Annotated in this window: 16 protein-coding genes and 1 riboswitch; of the genes, 5 read left to right on the forward strand and 11 right to left on the reverse strand. The window is 64.3% G+C overall.

The annotated features are described in order from the left end of the window. Positions 1–28: 28 nt before the first annotated feature. Positions 29–261, reverse strand: a riboswitch (cobalamin riboswitch). 105 nt (positions 262–366) lie between these two features. Next, entirely contained in the window at positions 367–1686 is a 1320-nt protein-coding gene (locus RRX38_RS09780) for a sorbosone dehydrogenase family protein (RefSeq protein ID WP_315962366.1), read from the forward strand. A gap of 214 nt (positions 1687–1900) precedes the next feature. Here RRX38_RS09780 and RRX38_RS09785 read toward each other — a convergent pair whose 3' ends face one another. The 6 genes from RRX38_RS09785 to RRX38_RS09810 all read right to left on the reverse strand — a co-directional run bounded on the left by RRX38_RS09785 (position 1901) and on the right by RRX38_RS09810 (position 7128). Continuing rightward, entirely contained in the window at positions 1901–2440 is a 540-nt protein-coding gene (locus RRX38_RS09785) for a C40 family peptidase (protein WP_295470768.1), read from the reverse strand. Between the two features lie 72 nt (positions 2441–2512). Continuing rightward, positions 2513–3199 (reverse strand): C40 family peptidase, encoded by a 687-nt coding sequence (locus tag RRX38_RS09790; protein WP_295470770.1) that lies wholly within the window; start codon positions 3197–3199, stop codon positions 2513–2515. Between the two features lie 76 nt (positions 3200–3275). Further along, positions 3276–4052 (reverse strand): NAD-dependent deacylase, encoded by a 777-nt coding sequence (locus RRX38_RS09795; protein ID WP_315962367.1) that lies wholly within the window; start codon positions 4050–4052, stop codon positions 3276–3278. Next, complete coding sequence (hda, locus tag RRX38_RS09800; protein WP_295470773.1) at positions 4046–4750, reverse strand: DnaA regulatory inactivator Hda; 705 nt, start codon at positions 4748–4750, stop codon at positions 4046–4048. The genes RRX38_RS09795 and hda overlap by 7 nt, the downstream gene beginning before the upstream one ends. A gap of 159 nt (positions 4751–4909) precedes the next feature. Continuing rightward, a complete protein-coding gene (locus RRX38_RS09805) occupies positions 4910–5983 on the reverse strand; it encodes an AI-2E family transporter (RefSeq protein ID WP_315962368.1) in 1074 nt (357 codons plus the stop codon). Positions 5984–6081: 98 nt separating this feature from the next. Beyond that, positions 6082–7128: a DUF2066 domain-containing protein gene (locus RRX38_RS09810; RefSeq protein ID WP_315962369.1), complete on the reverse strand. Its 1047-nt coding sequence runs from the start codon at positions 7126–7128 to the stop codon at positions 6082–6084. Positions 7129–7430: 302 nt separating this feature from the next. On the opposite strand from RRX38_RS09810, the gene purM reads away from it, so the two are divergent. The 4 genes from purM (at position 7431) to RRX38_RS09830 (ending at position 10332) form a co-directional block, all read left to right on the forward strand. Further along, positions 7431–8489 carry a phosphoribosylformylglycinamidine cyclo-ligase gene (purM, locus tag RRX38_RS09815; RefSeq protein ID WP_315962370.1) on the forward strand — a complete coding sequence of 353 codons (1059 nt, stop codon included), beginning with the start codon at positions 7431–7433 and terminating at the stop codon, positions 8487–8489. Then, positions 8489–9151 (forward strand): phosphoribosylglycinamide formyltransferase, encoded by a 663-nt coding sequence (purN, locus tag RRX38_RS09820; protein ID WP_295470781.1) that lies wholly within the window; start codon positions 8489–8491, stop codon positions 9149–9151. Before purM ends, purN begins: the two co-directional genes overlap by 1 nt. A gap of 8 nt (positions 9152–9159) precedes the next feature. Continuing rightward, entirely contained in the window at positions 9160–9873 is a 714-nt protein-coding gene (locus RRX38_RS09825; RefSeq protein WP_315962371.1) for a DUF3108 domain-containing protein, read from the forward strand. Between the two features lie 270 nt (positions 9874–10143). Further along, on the forward strand, positions 10144–10332 hold the full coding sequence (locus RRX38_RS09830; RefSeq protein WP_315962372.1) for a DUF3110 domain-containing protein: 189 nt from the start codon (positions 10144–10146) through the stop codon (positions 10330–10332). Between the two features lie 118 nt (positions 10333–10450). On the opposite strand, the gene RRX38_RS09835 is transcribed toward RRX38_RS09830, so the two are convergent. The 5 genes from RRX38_RS09835 to cysM form a co-directional block, all read right to left on the reverse strand. Next, a complete protein-coding gene (locus tag RRX38_RS09835; RefSeq protein WP_295470786.1) occupies positions 10451–10990 on the reverse strand; it encodes a DUF2058 domain-containing protein in 540 nt (179 codons plus the stop codon). A gap of 40 nt (positions 10991–11030) precedes the next feature. Next, entirely contained in the window at positions 11031–11864 is an 834-nt protein-coding gene (gene mazG, locus RRX38_RS09840; RefSeq protein WP_315962373.1) for a nucleoside triphosphate pyrophosphohydrolase, read from the reverse strand. Between the two features lie 70 nt (positions 11865–11934). After that, complete coding sequence (gene relA / locus RRX38_RS09845) at positions 11935–14175, reverse strand: GTP diphosphokinase (protein WP_295470789.1); 2241 nt, start codon at positions 14173–14175, stop codon at positions 11935–11937. 166 nt (positions 14176–14341) lie between these two features. After that, positions 14342–15697, reverse strand: coding sequence for a 23S rRNA (uracil(1939)-C(5))-methyltransferase RlmD (gene rlmD, locus RRX38_RS09850; RefSeq protein WP_315962374.1), 1356 nt, complete (start codon positions 15695–15697; stop codon positions 14342–14344). Further along, on the reverse strand, positions 15697–16599 hold the full coding sequence (cysM, locus tag RRX38_RS09855; RefSeq protein WP_315962375.1) for a cysteine synthase CysM: 903 nt from the start codon (positions 16597–16599) through the stop codon (positions 15697–15699). Before cysM ends, rlmD begins: the two co-directional genes overlap by 1 nt. Positions 16600–16823: the final 224 nt, after the last annotated feature.

Raw genomic sequence — 16823 nt, forward strand, 5'->3', positions numbered from 1 at the left:
GCCTTGCGCATAGCATCGCCCGCCGTGATGCCGTGAATAAGTGACAGGCCGGTCTCCGGGCTCATGAGCGAAGCGCGAGGCTTCTCCGGGCTAGGCCCGACCATGCGCCTTCCCGACGTGCGTCAGTGGCATAAGGCATGGGGTTGGCTCATCTACCGTTGCGGGGGCAGCGCCGGAATCGAAAAAAGTCTCTTCCCACCGGCTTCCCTGTTTCACCTTGCCAATCGATGATTGCAAGGCACCTGAAACGAACCGCGAAGGGTAGAGTGTTGGGCTGGGAGCGTCAAACAGTATCGGATTGAACCTGGCCGCTCGCCCTGCCTCTATCAGTCATCCCCTCCGGCGCTGCCGAACCAGGAGTCCAGCATGTCCAGATCCGCTCCACGCCTGATCCTCACTTTGCTGGTCGCGGGCGGCCTGGCAGCCTGTGGCGAAACCGCCCGCTTGCAGGTCGCCGACGGCACCGGCCCCAGCCCCCGGCTGCCGGAACCGAACAAGACCCTGATCCCCACCGTGAACATCGCTCCGGCGGTCGGCTGGCCGGCGGGGGCAAAACCGCTCGCCGCACCCGGCACCCAAGTGGTGGCCTTCGCCAATGGCCTGGATCACCCGCGCTGGCTATACGTGCTGCCCAATGGCGATGTGCTGGTCGCCGAATCCAACGCGCCGGCCAAGGCGTCGTCATCGGGCGGCCTGCGCGAGTGGATCGCCAGCAAGATCATGCAGCGTGCCGGCGCCGGCGTGCCGAGCGCCAACCGCATTACCCTGTTGCGCGATGAAGACAACGACGGCGTGGCCGACACCCGCTCGGTCCTACTGGAAAACCTGAACTCTCCGTTCGGCATGGCGCTGGTGGGCCATACCCTCTACGTGGCCGACACCGACCGGCTGATCAGCTTCCCCTACGAAAGCGGCCAGACTCGCATCAGCGCAGCGCCTACCCTGGTCACCGAACTACCCGGCGGGCCGCTCAACCACCATTGGACCAAGAACGTCATCGCCAGCCCGGACGGCCGCAAGCTGTACGTGACGGTGGGCTCCAACAGCAACGTGGGTGAAAACGGCCTGGATCAGGAACAGGGCCGTGCAGCGATCTGGGAAGTGGACCGGGCCAGCGGCCAGAAGCGCCTGTTCGCTACCGGCCTGCGCAACCCCAATGGCATGGATTGGGAGCCCCATACCGGCAAGCTGTGGACGGCCGTGAACGAGCGTGACGAGATCGGCAGCGACCTGGTGCCCGACTACGTGACTTCAGTGCAGGACGGCGGTTTCTATGGCTGGCCCTGGAGCTACTATGGCCAGCACGTGGACCAGCGAGTAACACCGCAGAACCCGGCACAGGTGGCCAAGGCCCTTGTACCCGACTACGCGGTCGGCCCGCACACCGCGTCGCTGGGCCTGGCCTTCTCCAACGGCAAGAGCCTGGCCGCGCCCTTCGACCAAGGCCTGTTCGTCGGCCAGCATGGCTCATGGAATCGCAAGCCGCACAGCGGCTACAAGGTGGTGTTCATTCCGTTCAGGGATGGCAGACCCGCCGGCCAGCCACTGGATTTGCTGACCGGCTTTCTCGACGCAGAAGGCCAGGCCATGGGCCGCCCGGTTGGCGTAGTGCAGGACAAGCACGGCGGTGTGCTGGTGGCCGATGACGTGGGCAATACGATCTGGCGAGTGACATCGGCGCCTTAGGTGATAGATGGCCCCGTACGGCCCTGAGCGGCTTCAGCCGCGATACTGTTCAGTTAGGCCGGGTAGGAGCGGCTTCAGCCGCGAAGCGCCCACATGTTCCCAACAGATGCAGTGAGTTTCCTGGCGCTTCGCGGCTAAAGCCGCTCCCACCGGGGCACATGCCGCTTAGCTCCCAGCTTATGCCGCTACGACCGGAGCCGCACTGCTTGCGCGCTCAGCGGGCGTTCTGCGCCAGGCTCGAAGGCTGCAGCACGCGCTTGGCGTTCAGGTACGCCTTCTGCCAGTAAGGCGAGCCGATGTTGTCCAGCTTGACCGTGCCACCGGTGGCGGGAGCATGCACGAAGCGCCCTTCGCCGACATAGATACCGGCATGGGACACCTGCGAGCCGCCCGAGGTGGCGAAGAATACCAGGTCACCGGTCTGCAGCTGTTCACGGCTGACACTGGGGGCATTCATCACGATCATGTCGCGGGTCGAGCGCGGCAGGCTGATACCGGCCATGTCGCGGTACACGTAGGCGATCAGGCCGCTGCAATCGAACCCGGAATCCGGCGTGTTGCCACCCCAGCGATAGGGCGTACCGACCAGGCCCAGGGCGCGGAACAGCACATCTTCAACGACAGGAGAAGACATGACCGCCGGGGCGATGATGACGGGGCGCTGCACGACCTTGGGCTGCGGTGGCGGCGCACTGGCGCACGCGCCCAGTAAGGCCGCCAGGGAAATCACGGTTACACGCAAGGTCATCGACATCACCACAACAACTCCCTTCGGATGCGGCCTGTTGCCGAAATTCAAAAAACCCGGTCAGGGACCGGGTTCAGATTACTTGTGACGCTTGATGTTAGCTGGCTTGACGCTGGTGGTGGTCATCGCAGTGGTCTGCGCGTCCCCCGTTGCCGGTACCAGCGCCAGTGCGCGCTTGGCTTCGACGAAGGTCTTGCTCCAGTAGGAGTCGTCCAGGCTGTCGATTCTCACACCCCCGCTGCGGCGGCTGCTGGAGTGGATGAACTGGTCATCACCCAGGTAGATGGCGGCGTGGCTGATGCGACCGCGGCCGGCGGTGCTGAAGAACAGCAGGTCGCCTGGCTTGAGGTCGCGGCGCGACACCTGGGGTGCGTCGATATTCATCATTTCGCGGCTGGAGCGCGGCAGGTTCATGCCGGCCTCTTCGCGGAACAGATAGCCGATGAAGCCGCTGCAGTCGAAACCGGCGGTGGAATTGCCGCCAAAGCGATAGCGGGTGCCTATCAGCGACTTGCCACGTTCGAGGATGCTGTCGGCCAGCAGCGGCAACTGATAGCTGGTGTCGTCGGAGAACTCGGCCAGTTCTTCTTCGCTTTCCAGGCTCTGCCGGGATTGCGCATGCAACGCCTGACGGGCGCTGGACTGGGCGGTAACGGAATTCTGGTACTGCTGGGGCTGCTGGGTCACCGATGACTGGGTGGAGCAACCGAACAGGAAAGTCACGAAAGCGAGTGGCACGAGGGGTGCGAAGCGAACAACCTGCATGGGCACGACCGTGGCTGGAAATGATGAGGAGCGCAGACTATGCCCACTATCATGGCAATTTGCAAATTCTATTGAATTAAATGTGACTTATCAGCTCAGGCATGACATGTGCTGCCCTGCCTTGCAGGAAAATGTCCATCGACGCGCTGTGATCGGTGGCCTGAGGATTGATTTCCAAGGTAAAGCCGCCCGACACCCGGGTGCGCAGCATGGGCTCGTGGATGTAAGGAAAGCTCGCCGTGGTGCCGATGCTCAGCACCGCGTCGAAGCCCAGGGTCATCTGACGCTCCAGGGTACGCAGTGCTTCGGCGGGGAGCATTTCCTGAAACAGCGTGACCGGCGGGCGCAGCACACCGCGGCACGCCTTGCACAACGGTGGTAATGGACCGTCCAGATGCACGGCCAGTTCCGCCTCCTGGGCGTTGCATGCCTGGCAGTACAGGGGCCAGAACTGCCCATGGATCTCGATCAGCCGCTCGACCGGGCTGCCCGCCGCGCGGTGGTAGCCGTCGACATTCTGGGTCAGCACCCAGCACTCGGGCTTGCGGCGCTGCAACTGGGCGATGGCGTAATGGGCGACGTTGGGCTCGCCAGCCAGGCAGGCCTTGCCCAACTGGGCGATGTATTTCCAGCACAGCGCCGGGTCGCGGCGCAGCATCGGCCCGGACAGCGCCATCTCGATAGGCAGGCCATCGTCGGTATGGCCGTTGTAGAGCCCCCCGACACCACGATAGGTCGGCAACCCGGAATCGGCCGACAACCCGGCCCCGGTGATCACCAGAATGCGCTGCGCATGACGCAGGGCGGCGGCGGCCTGGCGAATCAGTTGCGGGTCCGGCGTAGCGGCTACCAACCCAGGGTTTCCTTGAGGAAAGGAATGGTCAGCTTGCGCTTTTCTTGCAGCGAGGCCTGGTCCAGGCGTTCGAGCAGCTCGAACAGCGCGCTCATGCTGCGCGTGCCACGGGTCAGAATGAAGTGCCCGACTTCGTCGGTGAGGTGCAGGCCACGCCGCGAGGCACGCAGTTGCAGGGCACGCAGCTTGTCTTCATCGGACAGGCCACGCATCTGGAACACCAGCGCCATGGTCAGCCGCGACTTGAGGTCCGGCAACTTGATGGGCAATTCGCGGGGCGACTTGGAGGCCGCGATCAACAGGCGTCGGCCACTGTCGCGCAAGCGATTGAACAGGTGGAACAGCGCTTCTTCCCAGTCCGGCTTGCCGGCGATGGCCTGCAGGTCGTCCAGGCACACCAGCTCGTACTGCTCCAGATGGTCGAACAGCTCGACGCCCTGCTCCAGCAACTCGGCCAGCGGCAGGTAGACCGCCGGCTCGCCCAGCTGCTTGAAGCGCAGGCACGCCGCCTGCAACAGGTGGGTGCGTCCTACGCCGTCCTTGCCCCATAGATAGATGAGACTTTCGGTCCACCCCGCGTCCGCTTCGCACAGGCGCTCGACATAGCCGAGCGCCGCTGCATTGGCGCCCGGGTAGTAATTGATGAAGGTGGCGTCATCGCGCAGACGCACACTCAGGGGCAGCTGAACGGGTTTCATGCTGGCTGGGCGCTTCCCGGAAGCAAGCGGTGACCTCTGAACAAAGATAGCAAAGTCTATACCCGCTGGCCGGACCGCACAATGCGACGGACTTCAAGCAAAATCAAAGGCTTGCGAAATCGCCGCAACGACAGTGTCGGCACGCGCCAGCATTCGGTTTCAAAGTTCCGGGTCGCGGTCGCCGGCATACATCTGCGATTCCTTGTACAGCGCATGCAGATGGCGCAGCAGCACCATGATCACCGCCGCCACCGGCAGCGCCAGAAGGATGCCGGTGAAACCGAACAGCTCGCCACCCGCCAGGATGGCGAAGATCACTGCCACCGGGTGCAGGCCGATGCGATCACCGACCAGCAACGGCGTGAGCACCATACCTTCCAGGGCCTGACCCACCATGAACACCGCGACGATGCCGAGCATCGGATAGAGGTCGCCGCCGAACTGGAACAGCCCGGCGATCAGCGCCGAGCCAATGCCGATGACGAAGCCCATGTACGGCACGATGGCCGCCAGGCCGGCGATCATGCCGATCAGCAGGCCCAGCTCCAGCCCGACCAGCATCAGGCCTGCCGCATAGATGACGCCCAGGCCGACCATCACCAGCAGCTGCCCGCGAATGAACGCCCCCAGCACCTCATGACACTCGCCGGCCAGTTGCACGATCTGCGCCTCACGCTGACGCGGCAGCAAGCCGCGGATGCGCGCCATCATCAGGTCCCAGTCGCGCAGCAGGTAGAAGGCCACCACCGGAATCAGCACCAGGTTGGCCAGCCAGCCGATCAGCGCCAGGCTCGACGCCGTCGCCTGCGAGAGCACCACACTGACGATGTCCCCAGCCTGGCCGATGTGCCCGGCCAGGGCCGCCTTGATCTTGTCGAAGCGCCAGAAGCCATCGGCCAGGCCGAACTTGGCCTGTACCCAGGGCAAGGCGGTGTGCTGCAGCCAGTCGAGGATCTGTGGCGCCAGCTCGTACAAGCGCACCAGTTGCTTGACCAGCATCGGCACCAGAATCAGCAGCAAGGCCAGCAGCACCAGGGTGAACAGGCCGAATACCACCACCACGCTCAAGGAGCGGGACAGGCGCAGACGCTCCAGGCGATCGACCAGCGGGTCACCCATGTAAGCCAGCAGCAACGCCACCAGGAACGGCATGAGGATCGGGTGCAGCAGAAAGATGAAGGCGACCAGCAGCGCCGCGCCGCCCAGCCAGTACCAGCGTTTAGTGTCGGTCATGATGTTCCTTGCATCGGATGTCCCTTGAACCAAGGCCTGGACGGCCTTGCACAGGCAGCCAGTGCCGCAACAGGCGACACCGGCTCAGCACCGCCGGATCACCAGCGGAAATACAGCGTGTTGCTTGCGGCAGGTACGGGGGCGCCTGGCGCCTGCGGGGTGGCGGCGGCATTAACCGGGGCGGCCTCACTGGCGGGTACTTCCTGCAGGTGGGCCAGGGACAGTTGGCTGCGCAACTGCTCGGCACTGGCACCGACCTCGAAGCTGGCCTTGTCGCCCTCGACCAGCAGCAATTTGCCACCGAAGGGCTCCAGCAGGCGCATCAGCTGCGCGTAGCGCTCCAGGTTCATGCCTTGCACCTGAAGCGTCTGACTGCTGGCACTGCTGCCGGGCTTGACCGCGAAGCGCGGTGCAAGGCGCTCGCTCACCGCGAGCAGCACCGCATCGGCCAGGGCTTCAGAGGTATCGGCCGTAGCCTTGCCCTGCTCGCGCTGGTCACCCAGCCAGAGCCGCCATTCACCTTGCCACTTGCCAGCGTCTTCACGGGCATGCACCGCCAGGATGGCATCGGTGCCGTAGCGCTCGGAGGCTTGTTTGAGTTCGGCAGGGTCCGCAGCGGAAAGGCTCTTGGCGTTCGCCACGCTCTGCTCGGAGAGGTCTGCCAATGGCAGGTGCAGAGGCAACCCACGGTGCTGGGCTGCGCGGCGCAGCGGCTCGGCAGCAGGCTGGCCGTCGCCGACCAGGTTGGAACCTTCGGTGGAATCAATCAGCCACCAGCCGATCATGCTCGGGCGGTTGCTGCCCCAGATCGGCAGCCCGGCCTGGCGCAGGCTGCGGTCGGTGCTGGCCGGGTCGAAGTCCACCAGCAGGGTCTGCGGCGGCCCGGCCTCGTAGCCGTACTGGCTGATGATCTGTTGCGGGTTCTTGCGCACGTCGGCCAGTGCCGCGCCCTCGGCGGCCTTGGTGCTACCGGTGAGACGTCCCACCAGCGTCTGCAGCGCTGCCTGGGTAGCGCGCTCGCGCTCGTCCGGCGACTGGCTGCTCACCGGTTCGCGTACTTGGTAGAGGTCATTCACGGTCTGCGCGAAAACCGGCAGGCTCGCCAGGCTCAGGCAGCCGAGGAAGAGGAATCTGGAAAAACGCATGGGCAGGTCCTGAAAGGAAAGAAAGCAGGCTCTAGACAGCAGCATGCGCCCAATCATTCACATTCGGGTCGCGATTGTACAGAGCGCCGGCCTGTACATACCCCGGCTTTCATGTGCGCCAGCCCCTGCCCGTCGGGCCAAGGATGGCTCCAGCGCGGCAAGCCTGCTAAAATCGCGCGCCTTCGCAGACCGACCATGGTACCGGTTCCGAAACAGTGCAGCGCATTACCGCGCCACTGGCCCGGACCCGACCGCAGCGGTCGATTCTCTTTCCGAATCCCCCCTAAAGGCCTGGATTTTTTATGAGCAAGCAACCCTCCCTGAGCTACAAAGACGCCGGTGTGGACATCGACGCCGGTGAAGCATTGGTCGAACGCATCAAAGGCGTGGCCAAGCGCACTGCGCGCCCTGAAGTCATGGGCGGCCTGGGAGGTTTCGGCGCGCTCTGCGAAATCCCCGCCGGCTACAAGCAGCCGGTACTGGTCTCCGGCACCGACGGCGTAGGCACCAAGCTGCGTCTGGCGCTGAACCTGAACAAGCACGACAGCATCGGCCAGGACCTGGTCGCCATGTGCGTCAATGACCTGGTGGTGTGCGGTGCCGAGCCGCTGTTCTTCCTCGACTACTACGCCACCGGCAAACTGAATGTCGACGTCGCCGCCACCGTGGTCACCGGCATCGGCGCTGGCTGCGAACTGGCTGGCTGCTCCCTGGTGGGTGGCGAGACCGCCGAGATGCCAGGCATGTACGAAGGCGAAGACTACGACCTGGCCGGCTTCTGCGTAGGTGTGGTGGAAAAGGCCGAGATCATCGACGGCTCGAAGGTCGCCACCGGTGACGCACTGATCGCCCTGCCCTCCTCCGGCCCGCACTCCAACGGCTACTCGCTGATCCGCAAGATCATCGAAGTCTCTGGTGCCGACATCGAAAGCACCCAACTGGGCGGCAAGCCACTGGCCGACCTGCTGATGGCCCCGACGCGCATCTACGTCAAGCCGCTGCTCAAGCTGATCAAGGAAACCGGCGCAGTGAAGGCCATGGCCCACATCACCGGTGGCGGCCTGCTGGACAACATCCCGCGGGTACTGCCAGCCGGCGCCCAGGCGGTCATCGATGTCGCCAGCTGGGAGCGCCCGGCGGTGTTCGACTGGCTGCAGGAAAAAGGCAACGTCGACGAGCACGAAATGCACCGCGTGCTGAACTGCGGCGTCGGCATGGTCATCTGCGTGGCGCAGGACCAAGTGGAACAGGCTCTGAACGTGCTGCGTGAAGCCGGCGAACAGCCGTGGGTGATCGGCCAGATCGGCGCCGCTGCCGAAGGCGCCGCGCAAGTCGAGCTGAACAACCTCAAGGCGCATTGATGCCGGCTTCGACCCAGACGCCCTGCAATGTCGTGGTGTTGCTGTCGGGTACCGGCAGCAACCTGCAGGCCATGATCGACAGTTTCAAGGACAGCGACAGCCCGGCGCGCATTCGCGCGGTGATTTCCAACCGCGCCGACGCCCTGGGGCTGCAACGCGCGCGGGACGCCGGCATCGAAACCCGCGTGCTGGAGCACGCGACGTTCGATGGCCGCGAAGCCTTCGACGCGGCGCTGATGGCGCTGATCGACGATTTCGCCCCCGACCTGGTGGTGCTGGCCGGTTTCATGCGCATTCTCAGCGCCGGCTTCGTCAGCCACTACCAGGGCCGCCTGCTGAACATCCACCCTTCGCTGCTGCCGCGCTACAAGGGCCTGCATACCCACCAGCGCGCCCTGGAAGCTGGCGACCGGGAGCACGGCTGCAGCGTGCACTTCGTCACCGAGGAACTCGACGGCGGACCACTGGTCGTACAGTCAGTGATTTCGGTAGAGTTGCATGATTCGCCCGCCAGCCTGGCACAACGTGTCCACGCCCAGGAACACCGGATTTACCCACTGGCCATTCGCTGGTTCGCCGAAGGCCGTCTGCGCCTCGATGAACAGGGCGCACGCCTGGATGGCCAGTTGCTTCCGGCCAGCGGCCACCTGATTCGAAACTAGGAGATCCCATGCGTCGCGCACTGCTCTTCGCTTTCGCCCTGCTCGCCCTGCCTGTTGCCCAGGCAGCCGACCTTCAGCCGTTCTCCGCCAGCTACACCGCCGACTGGAAGCAGCTGCCCATGAGCGGCACCGCCGAGCGCAGCCTGGAAGCCGGCCCCAACGGCACCTGGAACCTCAACTTCAAGGCTTCCATGGTCATCGCCAGCCTCACCGAGTCGAGCACCCTGAAGGTCGACAAGGACGTGATGGTGCCCCAGACCTACAGCTTCGAGCGCAGTGGCCTGGGCAAGTCGAAAAAGGTCGACCTGGCCTTCGACTGGACCAACAAGGTGGTGACCGGCAGCGACCGCGGCGACGCGATCAAGCTGCCGATCAACCGCGGCGTGCTGGACAAATCCACTTACCAGCTGGCCCTGCAGCATGACGTGGCCGCCGGCAAGAAAAGCATGAGCTACCAAGTGGTCGACGGTGACGAACTGGACACCTACGACTTCCGCGTACTGGGCTCGGAAACCGTGTCCACCAAGGCCGGCCAGATCGACGCGATCAAGGTCGAGCGGGTCCGTGACCCCACGCAGAGCAAGCGCATCACCGTGCTCTGGTTCGCCAAGGACTGGGACTACCTGCTGGTGCGCCTGCAACAGGTCGAGACCGACGGCAAGGAGTACAACATCATGCTCCAGGACGGTACGGTGAACGGCAAGCCGGTCAAAGGCCGCTAAACCGGGATAGCAGTGAAAAGCCCCTGGTAGCGATACCAGGGGCTTTTTTGTGGGCGCAAGGAAAGCAGGCGCCAGTGCCGCAGCGAGCGGGAAGCGGATTCATGAAACATGAAGAAACATTCATAGTGGCTCAAGGCCTTGTCATTCAAGGCGTCCAGCCTTTCGGGCGGGCTGGGAACTTTATGAGGCTATTTACTTAGCAAGCTAATAAAAACTATAAAAAAGGCCTGCGACATCTCGCCGCAGTTATCAGAATCGGGAGATCACACCATGACCGTAACAGTGACTGAACGCGACGAAGCCCACCTCTCTCATGAGGCCATCGGCCACGGCATCCATATCTGGGATGTGCGCCAGCAGGACCAGTTGGTCGGAATGTTCCACGAAGAAGCCGACGCGCAGCGCTACAAAGAAGAACTCGAAGCGCAGGAGAATCAAGCCCACGCCGAACATCGCTGAATTCTGCTGCGTGCGCAGGGCCCCGGCCCTGCCAGCAATTCAAAGGGGCGACTGCAGCCGCGAAGAGCTTCGCGGTAGCAGTCGCCCCTAAAGGTTCAGCGCGCTTCTGGCGAGGTGGTTACCACATCAGATCGTCTGGAATCTGGTAGGCCGCATACGGATCGTCGGCATCCGGGGCCTCGGTAGGTGTATTGAGCAGCACGATACGCTTCGGGTCGCGTTCCTGGATCTTCAGCGCCGCTTCGCGAGGGATGATCTCGTAGCCGCCACCGTGATGCACGATGGCCAGCGAGCCGCTGCTCAGCTTGTTACGCATCAAGGCATTCACCGCAATGCGCTTGACCTTCTTGTCATCGACGAAGTTGTAGTAATCCTCGCTGTTGATCTTGGGCAGGCGCGACACTTCGATCAACTGCTTGATCTGCGCAGCGCGCGCCTTGGCCTCGACCTTCTCCTGCTGCTGGCGATTGAGTTCCTGGTCGCGCTTGGCCTTTTCGGCCATGGCTTCCTGGGCGGCGCGCTTCTGCGAGTCGTCGATCTCGATCTGCCCCTTGTGGGCCAGACGCTGTTCTTTCTGCTTGGCTTTGCTGACCTGTTTGGCCTGCTTTTCGTTGACCAGGCCAGCCTTGAGCAGCTGGTCGCGTAGGGAAAGGCTCATTGTCTACTCGCTTGATACAGTACAGCCGCTTGCAGTTCGGTCAACCGCAGGCGGCGGGGTTCTTTTCCTGTCGTTTGGCTTCGCCCCACAGGGCGTCGAGTTCTTCCAGGCTGCAGCCTTCGAGAGCCCGCCCCTGGTCACGCACCACCGACTCGATGAAACGAAAACGCCGGTCGAACTTGCCGTTGGCGGAGCGTAGCGCAGTTTCCGGGTCGACTTTAAGGTGCCGGGCCAGATTGACCACCGAAAACAGCAGATCGCCGATTTCCTCGGCCATCTCAGCCGTTGCACCGCCAGCCATGGCCTCCAGCACTTCGTCGAGTTCCTCGCGGACCTTGTCGACCACCGGCAGCGCCTCCGGCCAGTCGAAGCCCACCTGAGCGGCGCGCTTCTGCAGCTTGCTGGCCCGCGACAACGCCGGCAACGCGCTCGGCACGTCATCGAGCAGGGAAAGCTGTTCGGGGGCAGTGGCCTGCTCAGCGCGCTCCTGGGCCTTGATTTCGTCCCAGCGGCGATTGATCTCGCTTTCGCTCAGGCGCGGGGCTTCCGGTGCAGCATGCAGGTCGCCGGTGGGAAACACGTGGGGATGGCGGCGCAGCAGCTTGCGGGTGATGCCATCGACCACCGCATTGAAGTCGAAGCGCCCCTCCTCCCGGGCCAGTTGGGCATAGAACACCACCTGGAACATGAGGTCGCCCAACTCACCCTGCAGATGAGCGAAATCGCCGCGCTCGATGGCGTCGGCCACTTCGTAGGCTTCTTCCAGGGTGTGCGGCACGATACTGGCGTAGGTCTGCTTCAAGTCCCACGGGCAGCCGTACTGCGGGTCGCGCAAACGGGCCATGAGGTGCAGCAGGTCGTCGAGTGTGTACATGTGGGCTCCCGAGGTCGCCAGCTTCAAGGGGCCAGCCGATTACGATCCGCCGCCCCCTTGAAGCTGTCGTTCATGGCGTCTTGTTGCGCCGCGTCTCGATGATGTTGGGCAGCTGGGAAATCCGCCCCAGCAAGCGCCCCAGGGCGTCGAGGCCGGGGATCTCGATGGTCAGCGACATCAGTGCGGTGTTGTCTTCCTTGTTGGAGCGGGTGTTGACCGCCAGCACGTTGATGCGCTCGTTGAGCAGCACCTGGGTGACGTCACGCAGCAGCCCCGAACGGTCGTAGGCCCGGATGAGGATATCCACCGGGTAGGTAAGCGCCGGCGCCGGCCCCCAACTGACCTGGATGATGCGCTCCGGCTCTTTGCCGCCCAGCTGCAATACCGAGGCACAGTCCTGACGGTGAATGGTGACTCCGCGCCCCTGGGTGATGTAACCGACGATGGCATCGCCCGGCACCGGCTGGCAGCAGCCGGCGATCTGGGTCAACAGGTTGCCCACGCCCTGGATCTGGATGTCACCACGCTTGCCCGGCTTGTAGCCAGTGGCCTTGCGCGGGATCAGCTCCACGGCATCCATGCGCTCGGGTTCGACCTGCTGCTGGGCGAGGTTGACCAGCTGGGTCAGGCGCAGGTCGCCGGCACCCAGGGCGGCGAACATGTCTTCGCCGGTCTTGTAGTTGGCCTTCTCGGCCAGCTTCTCGAAGTCGACCTGCAGCAGCGCCATGCGCGCCAGCTCACGCTCCAGCAGGCTGCGCCCGGCAGCGACGTTCTGGTCGCGAGCCTGCAGCTTGAACCAGTGGACGATCTTGGCGCGCGCCCGCGAGGTGGTGATGTAGCCCAGGTTGGGATTCAGCCAGTCGCGGCTCGGCGTGCCCTGCTTGCTGGTGATGATCTCCACCTGCTCGCCGGTTTGCAGGCTATAGTTGAGCGGCACGATGCGCCCGTTGATCTTCGCGCCCCGGCAGTTGTGGCCGATCTCGGTGTGCACGCGATAGGCGAAGTCCAGTGGCGTGGCCCCCTTGGGCAGGTCGATGGCGTGGCCGTCGGGAGTGAACACGTAGACGCGGTCGGGCTCGATATCGACGCGCAACTGCTCGGCCAGGCCGCCGATGTCGCCCAGCTCTTCGTGCCACTCCAGCACCTGGCGAAGCCAGGAGATCTTCTCTTCGTAGTGGTTGGAGCTGGACTTGACGTCGGTGCCCTTGTAGCGCCAGTGCGCGCAGACCCCCAGCTCGGCTTCCTCGTGCATGGCGTGGGTACGGATCTGCACCTCCAGCACCTTGCCCTCCGGGCCGATCACCGCCGTGTGCAGGGAACGGTAGCCGTTCTCCTTGGGGTTGGCGATGTAGTCGTCGAACTCCTTGGGAATGTGCCGCCACAGGGTGTGCACGATGCCGAGCGCGGTGTAGCAGTCGCGCATTTCCGGCACCAGCACGCGCACGGCGCGCACGTCGTAGATCTGGCTGAAGGCCAAGCCCTTGCGCTGCATCTTGCGCCAGATGGAATAGATGTGTTTCGCCCGGCCGCTGATGTCGGCCTTGACGCCCGTGGCCTGCAGTTCGTTGTCGAGCTGGGTCATCACGTCGGTGATGAAACGCTCGCGATCCAGGCGCCGTTCGTGCAGCAGCTTGGCGATCTGCTTGTACTGATCAGGCTCCAGATAGCGGAACGACAGGTCTTCCAGTTCCCACTTGATGTGGCCGATACCCAGGCGATGGGCCAGGGGGGCGTAGATGTCGAAGACTTCGCGGGCGACGCGGTTGCGTTTTTCCTCATCGGCGTTCTTCACCGCACGAATCGCGCAGGTGCGTTCGGCCAGCTTGATCAGCGCGACGCGGACGTCGTCGACCATGGCCACCAGCATCTTGCGCAGGTTCTCGACCTGCGTCTGGCTGCCCAGCACCAACGACTGGCGCGGGCTGAGGCTGGCGCTGATGGCCGCCATGCGCTGCACGCCCTCGATGAGCTTGGCGACGGTGGCGCCGAAGCGCTCCTCGACCTGGGGCAGGGGAATCAGCCCCTCGCGCACGCCGCGGTAGATGACCGCAGCGATCAGCGAATCCTGGTCGAGCTTGAGGTCGGCGAGGATCTCGGCGATCTCCAGGCCGGTCTGGAACGTGGAAGTACCATCGGCCCAGTCGTTGCGCCGGGTGTTGCTTTGCGCCTCGGCCTGTCTGGCAAATTCGCAGGCCTCTTTCATGGCCTGACGATCGAGAATCAGGTCGACGCTGACGATATGGTCGAGCCAAGCGTCGAGGTTGATACTGCCGTCGGTGTTGACCGGCTGGTGTGCTCTCACCTGTACCATGCTGCTTACCTTCCCTACGGCGCGATGAATGGCGCCGAAAGTCGCCGGCCTTTTGATGCGAATGCCACTTGCAGGGCTAGCAAGTACCGGCATTCGCGGGCCGGTCTGATTAAACGAGATTCCCTGTCGGCAGCCGGTTCGTTCCACTGAACCGCCACCCACTCACTCATTCTTTCATTTCAAATAACGCCATAGCCTCGACATGCGCCGTCTGAGGAAACATGTCGAGAATCCCGGCTCGTTTCAAGCGGTAACCCTGGTTGACCAGCTCAAGGGTGTCACGCGCCAGCGTGGCGGGGTTGCAGGATACATACAGCAACCGCCGGGCGCCGGACTGGCCGATCTGCCGAACCACCTCGAAGGCGCCATCACGCGGCGGGTCCAAGAGTACCGCAGAAAATCCTTTTACAGACCAGTCAGCCTGCGTCAATGGCCGGGAAAGGTCAGCCTGGAAGAACTGCACGTTCTCCAGGCCGTTGTCCCGGGCATTGAGCGCCGCACGCTCGACCATCGCCTGCACGCCTTCCACCGCCACCACCTCGCCGCTCTGTGCGGCCAGCGGCAGGGCGAAGTTGCCCAGCCCGCAGAACAGGTCCATGACCCGCTCGCCCGACTGTGGCGCCAGCCACTCCAGGGCCTGGCGAATCATCGCCTCGTTGACCTGGGCATTGACCTGGATGAAATCCCCCGGCCGCCAGGCCAGTCGCAGATTCCAGGGCTCCAGGCGATAACCCAGGGCATGGACCGGATCGGCCGGCCGAGGTTCACCCTCGCCTTGCAACCAGAGTTGTACGCGGTTGCGCGTGCAAAAATCGTGAAGAATTTGCAGGTCAGCGTCGGACAATGGCGCGGTGTGTCGCACCAGCAGCGCCAGGGCGCTGCCACTGAACAGCTCGACATGACCGACTGCCTGCGGTTTGCCGAGTCCGCGCAACAATTCAGGCAGCTGCGCCATGAGCGGCTGCAGCTCGGCGACCAGCACCGGGCAGTGGCGGACATTGACGATGTCCTGGCTGGCGGCGGCGCGAAAGCCGACGTCCAGCTGGCGGGCCTTCGGGTCCCAGCGCACGGCGACCCGTGCACGACGGCGGTAGGCCAGCTCGCTGCCGACCAGCGGAGCGGCCCATTGTTCGGGTTCCACGCTGGCCACGCGCTGCAACTGTTCGGCAAGCATGGCCTGCTTGAACGCCAGCTGCTGGTCGTGAGGCATGTGCTGCACGCTGCAGCCGCCACAGCGGCCGAAGTATTCGCAGGCCGGGGCACGGCGCGCGGCGCTGGCACTCAGCACCCTTTCGGTGCGCGCCTCGACCACCTTGCCGCGCGCGCCCAGCACCCGCGCCTCGACTTCTTCACCGGCCAGGCTGCCGGCCACGAACCAGGTCTTGCCCTCGGCGAAGGCGATGCCACGGCCGTCATTGGCCAGTCGCTCGACGACCAGGCGCTGTTTCTTGCCGGTCGGCAGCTGGGCACTCTTGACTCCACCAGCGGGCTGAAAACGCAGCCCTCGTTGCTGACGGGCCATCAGTTGGGCGCGTCGAAGACGCCGGTCGACAGGTAGCGGTCGCCGCGGTCACAGATGATGGCGACGATCACGGCGTTCTCTACCTCGCGGCTCAGGCGCAGCATGCCGGCCACCGAGCCGCCAGAGGACACGCCGCAGAAGATGCCTTCTTCACGGGCCAGGCGGCGCATGACGTCCTCGGCCTCGGCCTGCCCCATGTCGATGATCCGGTCGACCCGCGAAGCCTGGTAGATGCTCGGCAGGTACTCTTCAGGCCAGCGACGGATACCCGGAATGGCCGCGCCTTCCATCGGCTGCAGGCCGACGATCTGCACGTTGGGATTCTGCTCCTTGAGGTAGCGCGAATTGCCCATGATGGTACCGGTGGTGCCCATCGAGCTGACGAAATGGGTGATGGTGCCGCCGGTCTGCCGCCAGATTTCCGGGCCGGTCCCGGCGTAGTGCGCCTCGGGGTTGTCGCCATTGGCGAACTGGTCCAGCACCTTGCCGCGGCCTTCGGCCTGCATGCGCTCGGCCAGATCACGAGCGCCTTCCATGCCTTCGTCCTTGCTGACCAGGATCAGCTCGGCGCCATAGGCCGTCATCGCCGCCTTGCGCTCGGCACTGGAGTTGTCGGGCATGATCAGGATCATTCGGTAGCCCTTGATGGCAGCAGCCATGGCCAGGGCGATACCGGTGTTGCCGGAGGTGGCTTCGATCAGGGTGTCGCCCGGTTGGATCTGGCCACGCAGCTCGGCGCGGGTGATCATCGACAGCGCCGGGCGGTCTTTCACCGAACCGGCCGGGTTGTTGCCTTCGAGCTTCACCAGGAGGGTATTGCTGGTCTCGCCGCCGAGGCGCTGCAGGCGCACCAGCGGGGTGTTGCCGACGCAATCGGCAATGGTTTGATACGGCAGGGTCATGGCGTCTTTCGCAATCCAGACTGCGGGGGCCGCCTATCATACCGGCAAACGCCCAAAGCCCATATCACGCAAAGTGAGGCGCTTATCACCAAACGGCATAACGACCTCCGCCCTTTCCACGACGCGTCCGCTCTGGCCCCCGCTGTCCCGCCACCCGGCGAGGGTCGGCGGCAGGCAGGCTGCCGCCGGCCATGCGACCGGTGGTTGCCGCGCCGTCCACAGAT

This window comes from Pseudomonas sp. DTU_2021_1001937_2_SI_NGA_ILE_001 (genome assembly GCF_032463525.1).
In the GTDB taxonomy this organism is placed as follows: domain Bacteria; phylum Pseudomonadota; class Gammaproteobacteria; order Pseudomonadales; family Pseudomonadaceae; genus Aquipseudomonas.

What these genes read in the sequence shown, in the direction of transcription:
- RRX38_RS09835 (WP_295470786.1), bottom strand. Translation starts at nt 10,990, where the DNA reads ATGAGCCTTTCCCTACGCGACCAGCTGCTCAAGGCTGGCCTGGTCAAC.
- purN (WP_295470781.1), top strand. Translation starts at nt 8,489, where the DNA reads ATGCCGGCTTCGACCCAGACGCCCTGCAATGTCGTGGTGTTGCTGTCG.
- RRX38_RS09780 (WP_315962366.1), top strand. Translation starts at nt 367, where the DNA reads ATGTCCAGATCCGCTCCACGCCTGATCCTCACTTTGCTGGTCGCGGGC.
- RRX38_RS09785 (WP_295470768.1), bottom strand. Translation starts at nt 2,440, where the DNA reads ATGTCGATGACCTTGCGTGTAACCGTGATTTCCCTGGCGGCCTTACTG.
- rlmD (WP_315962374.1), bottom strand. Translation starts at nt 15,697, where the DNA reads ATGGCCCGTCAGCAACGAGGGCTGCGTTTTCAGCCCGCTGGTGGAGTC.
- relA (WP_295470789.1), bottom strand. Translation starts at nt 14,175, where the DNA reads ATGGTACAGGTGAGAGCACACCAGCCGGTCAACACCGACGGCAGTATC.
- RRX38_RS09825 (WP_315962371.1), top strand. Translation starts at nt 9,160, where the DNA reads ATGCGTCGCGCACTGCTCTTCGCTTTCGCCCTGCTCGCCCTGCCTGTT.
- RRX38_RS09790 (WP_295470770.1), bottom strand. Translation starts at nt 3,199, where the DNA reads ATGCAGGTTGTTCGCTTCGCACCCCTCGTGCCACTCGCTTTCGTGACT.
- hda (WP_295470773.1), bottom strand. Translation starts at nt 4,750, where the DNA reads ATGAAACCCGTTCAGCTGCCCCTGAGTGTGCGTCTGCGCGATGACGCC.
- mazG (WP_315962373.1), bottom strand. Translation starts at nt 11,864, where the DNA reads ATGTACACACTCGACGACCTGCTGCACCTCATGGCCCGTTTGCGCGAC.
- RRX38_RS09805 (WP_315962368.1), bottom strand. Translation starts at nt 5,983, where the DNA reads ATGACCGACACTAAACGCTGGTACTGGCTGGGCGGCGCGGCGCTGCTG.
- RRX38_RS09830 (WP_315962372.1), top strand. Translation starts at nt 10,144, where the DNA reads ATGACCGTAACAGTGACTGAACGCGACGAAGCCCACCTCTCTCATGAG.
- cysM (WP_315962375.1), bottom strand. Translation starts at nt 16,599, where the DNA reads ATGACCCTGCCGTATCAAACCATTGCCGATTGCGTCGGCAACACCCCG.
- purM (WP_315962370.1), top strand. Translation starts at nt 7,431, where the DNA reads ATGAGCAAGCAACCCTCCCTGAGCTACAAAGACGCCGGTGTGGACATC.
- RRX38_RS09810 (WP_315962369.1), bottom strand. Translation starts at nt 7,128, where the DNA reads ATGCGTTTTTCCAGATTCCTCTTCCTCGGCTGCCTGAGCCTGGCGAGC.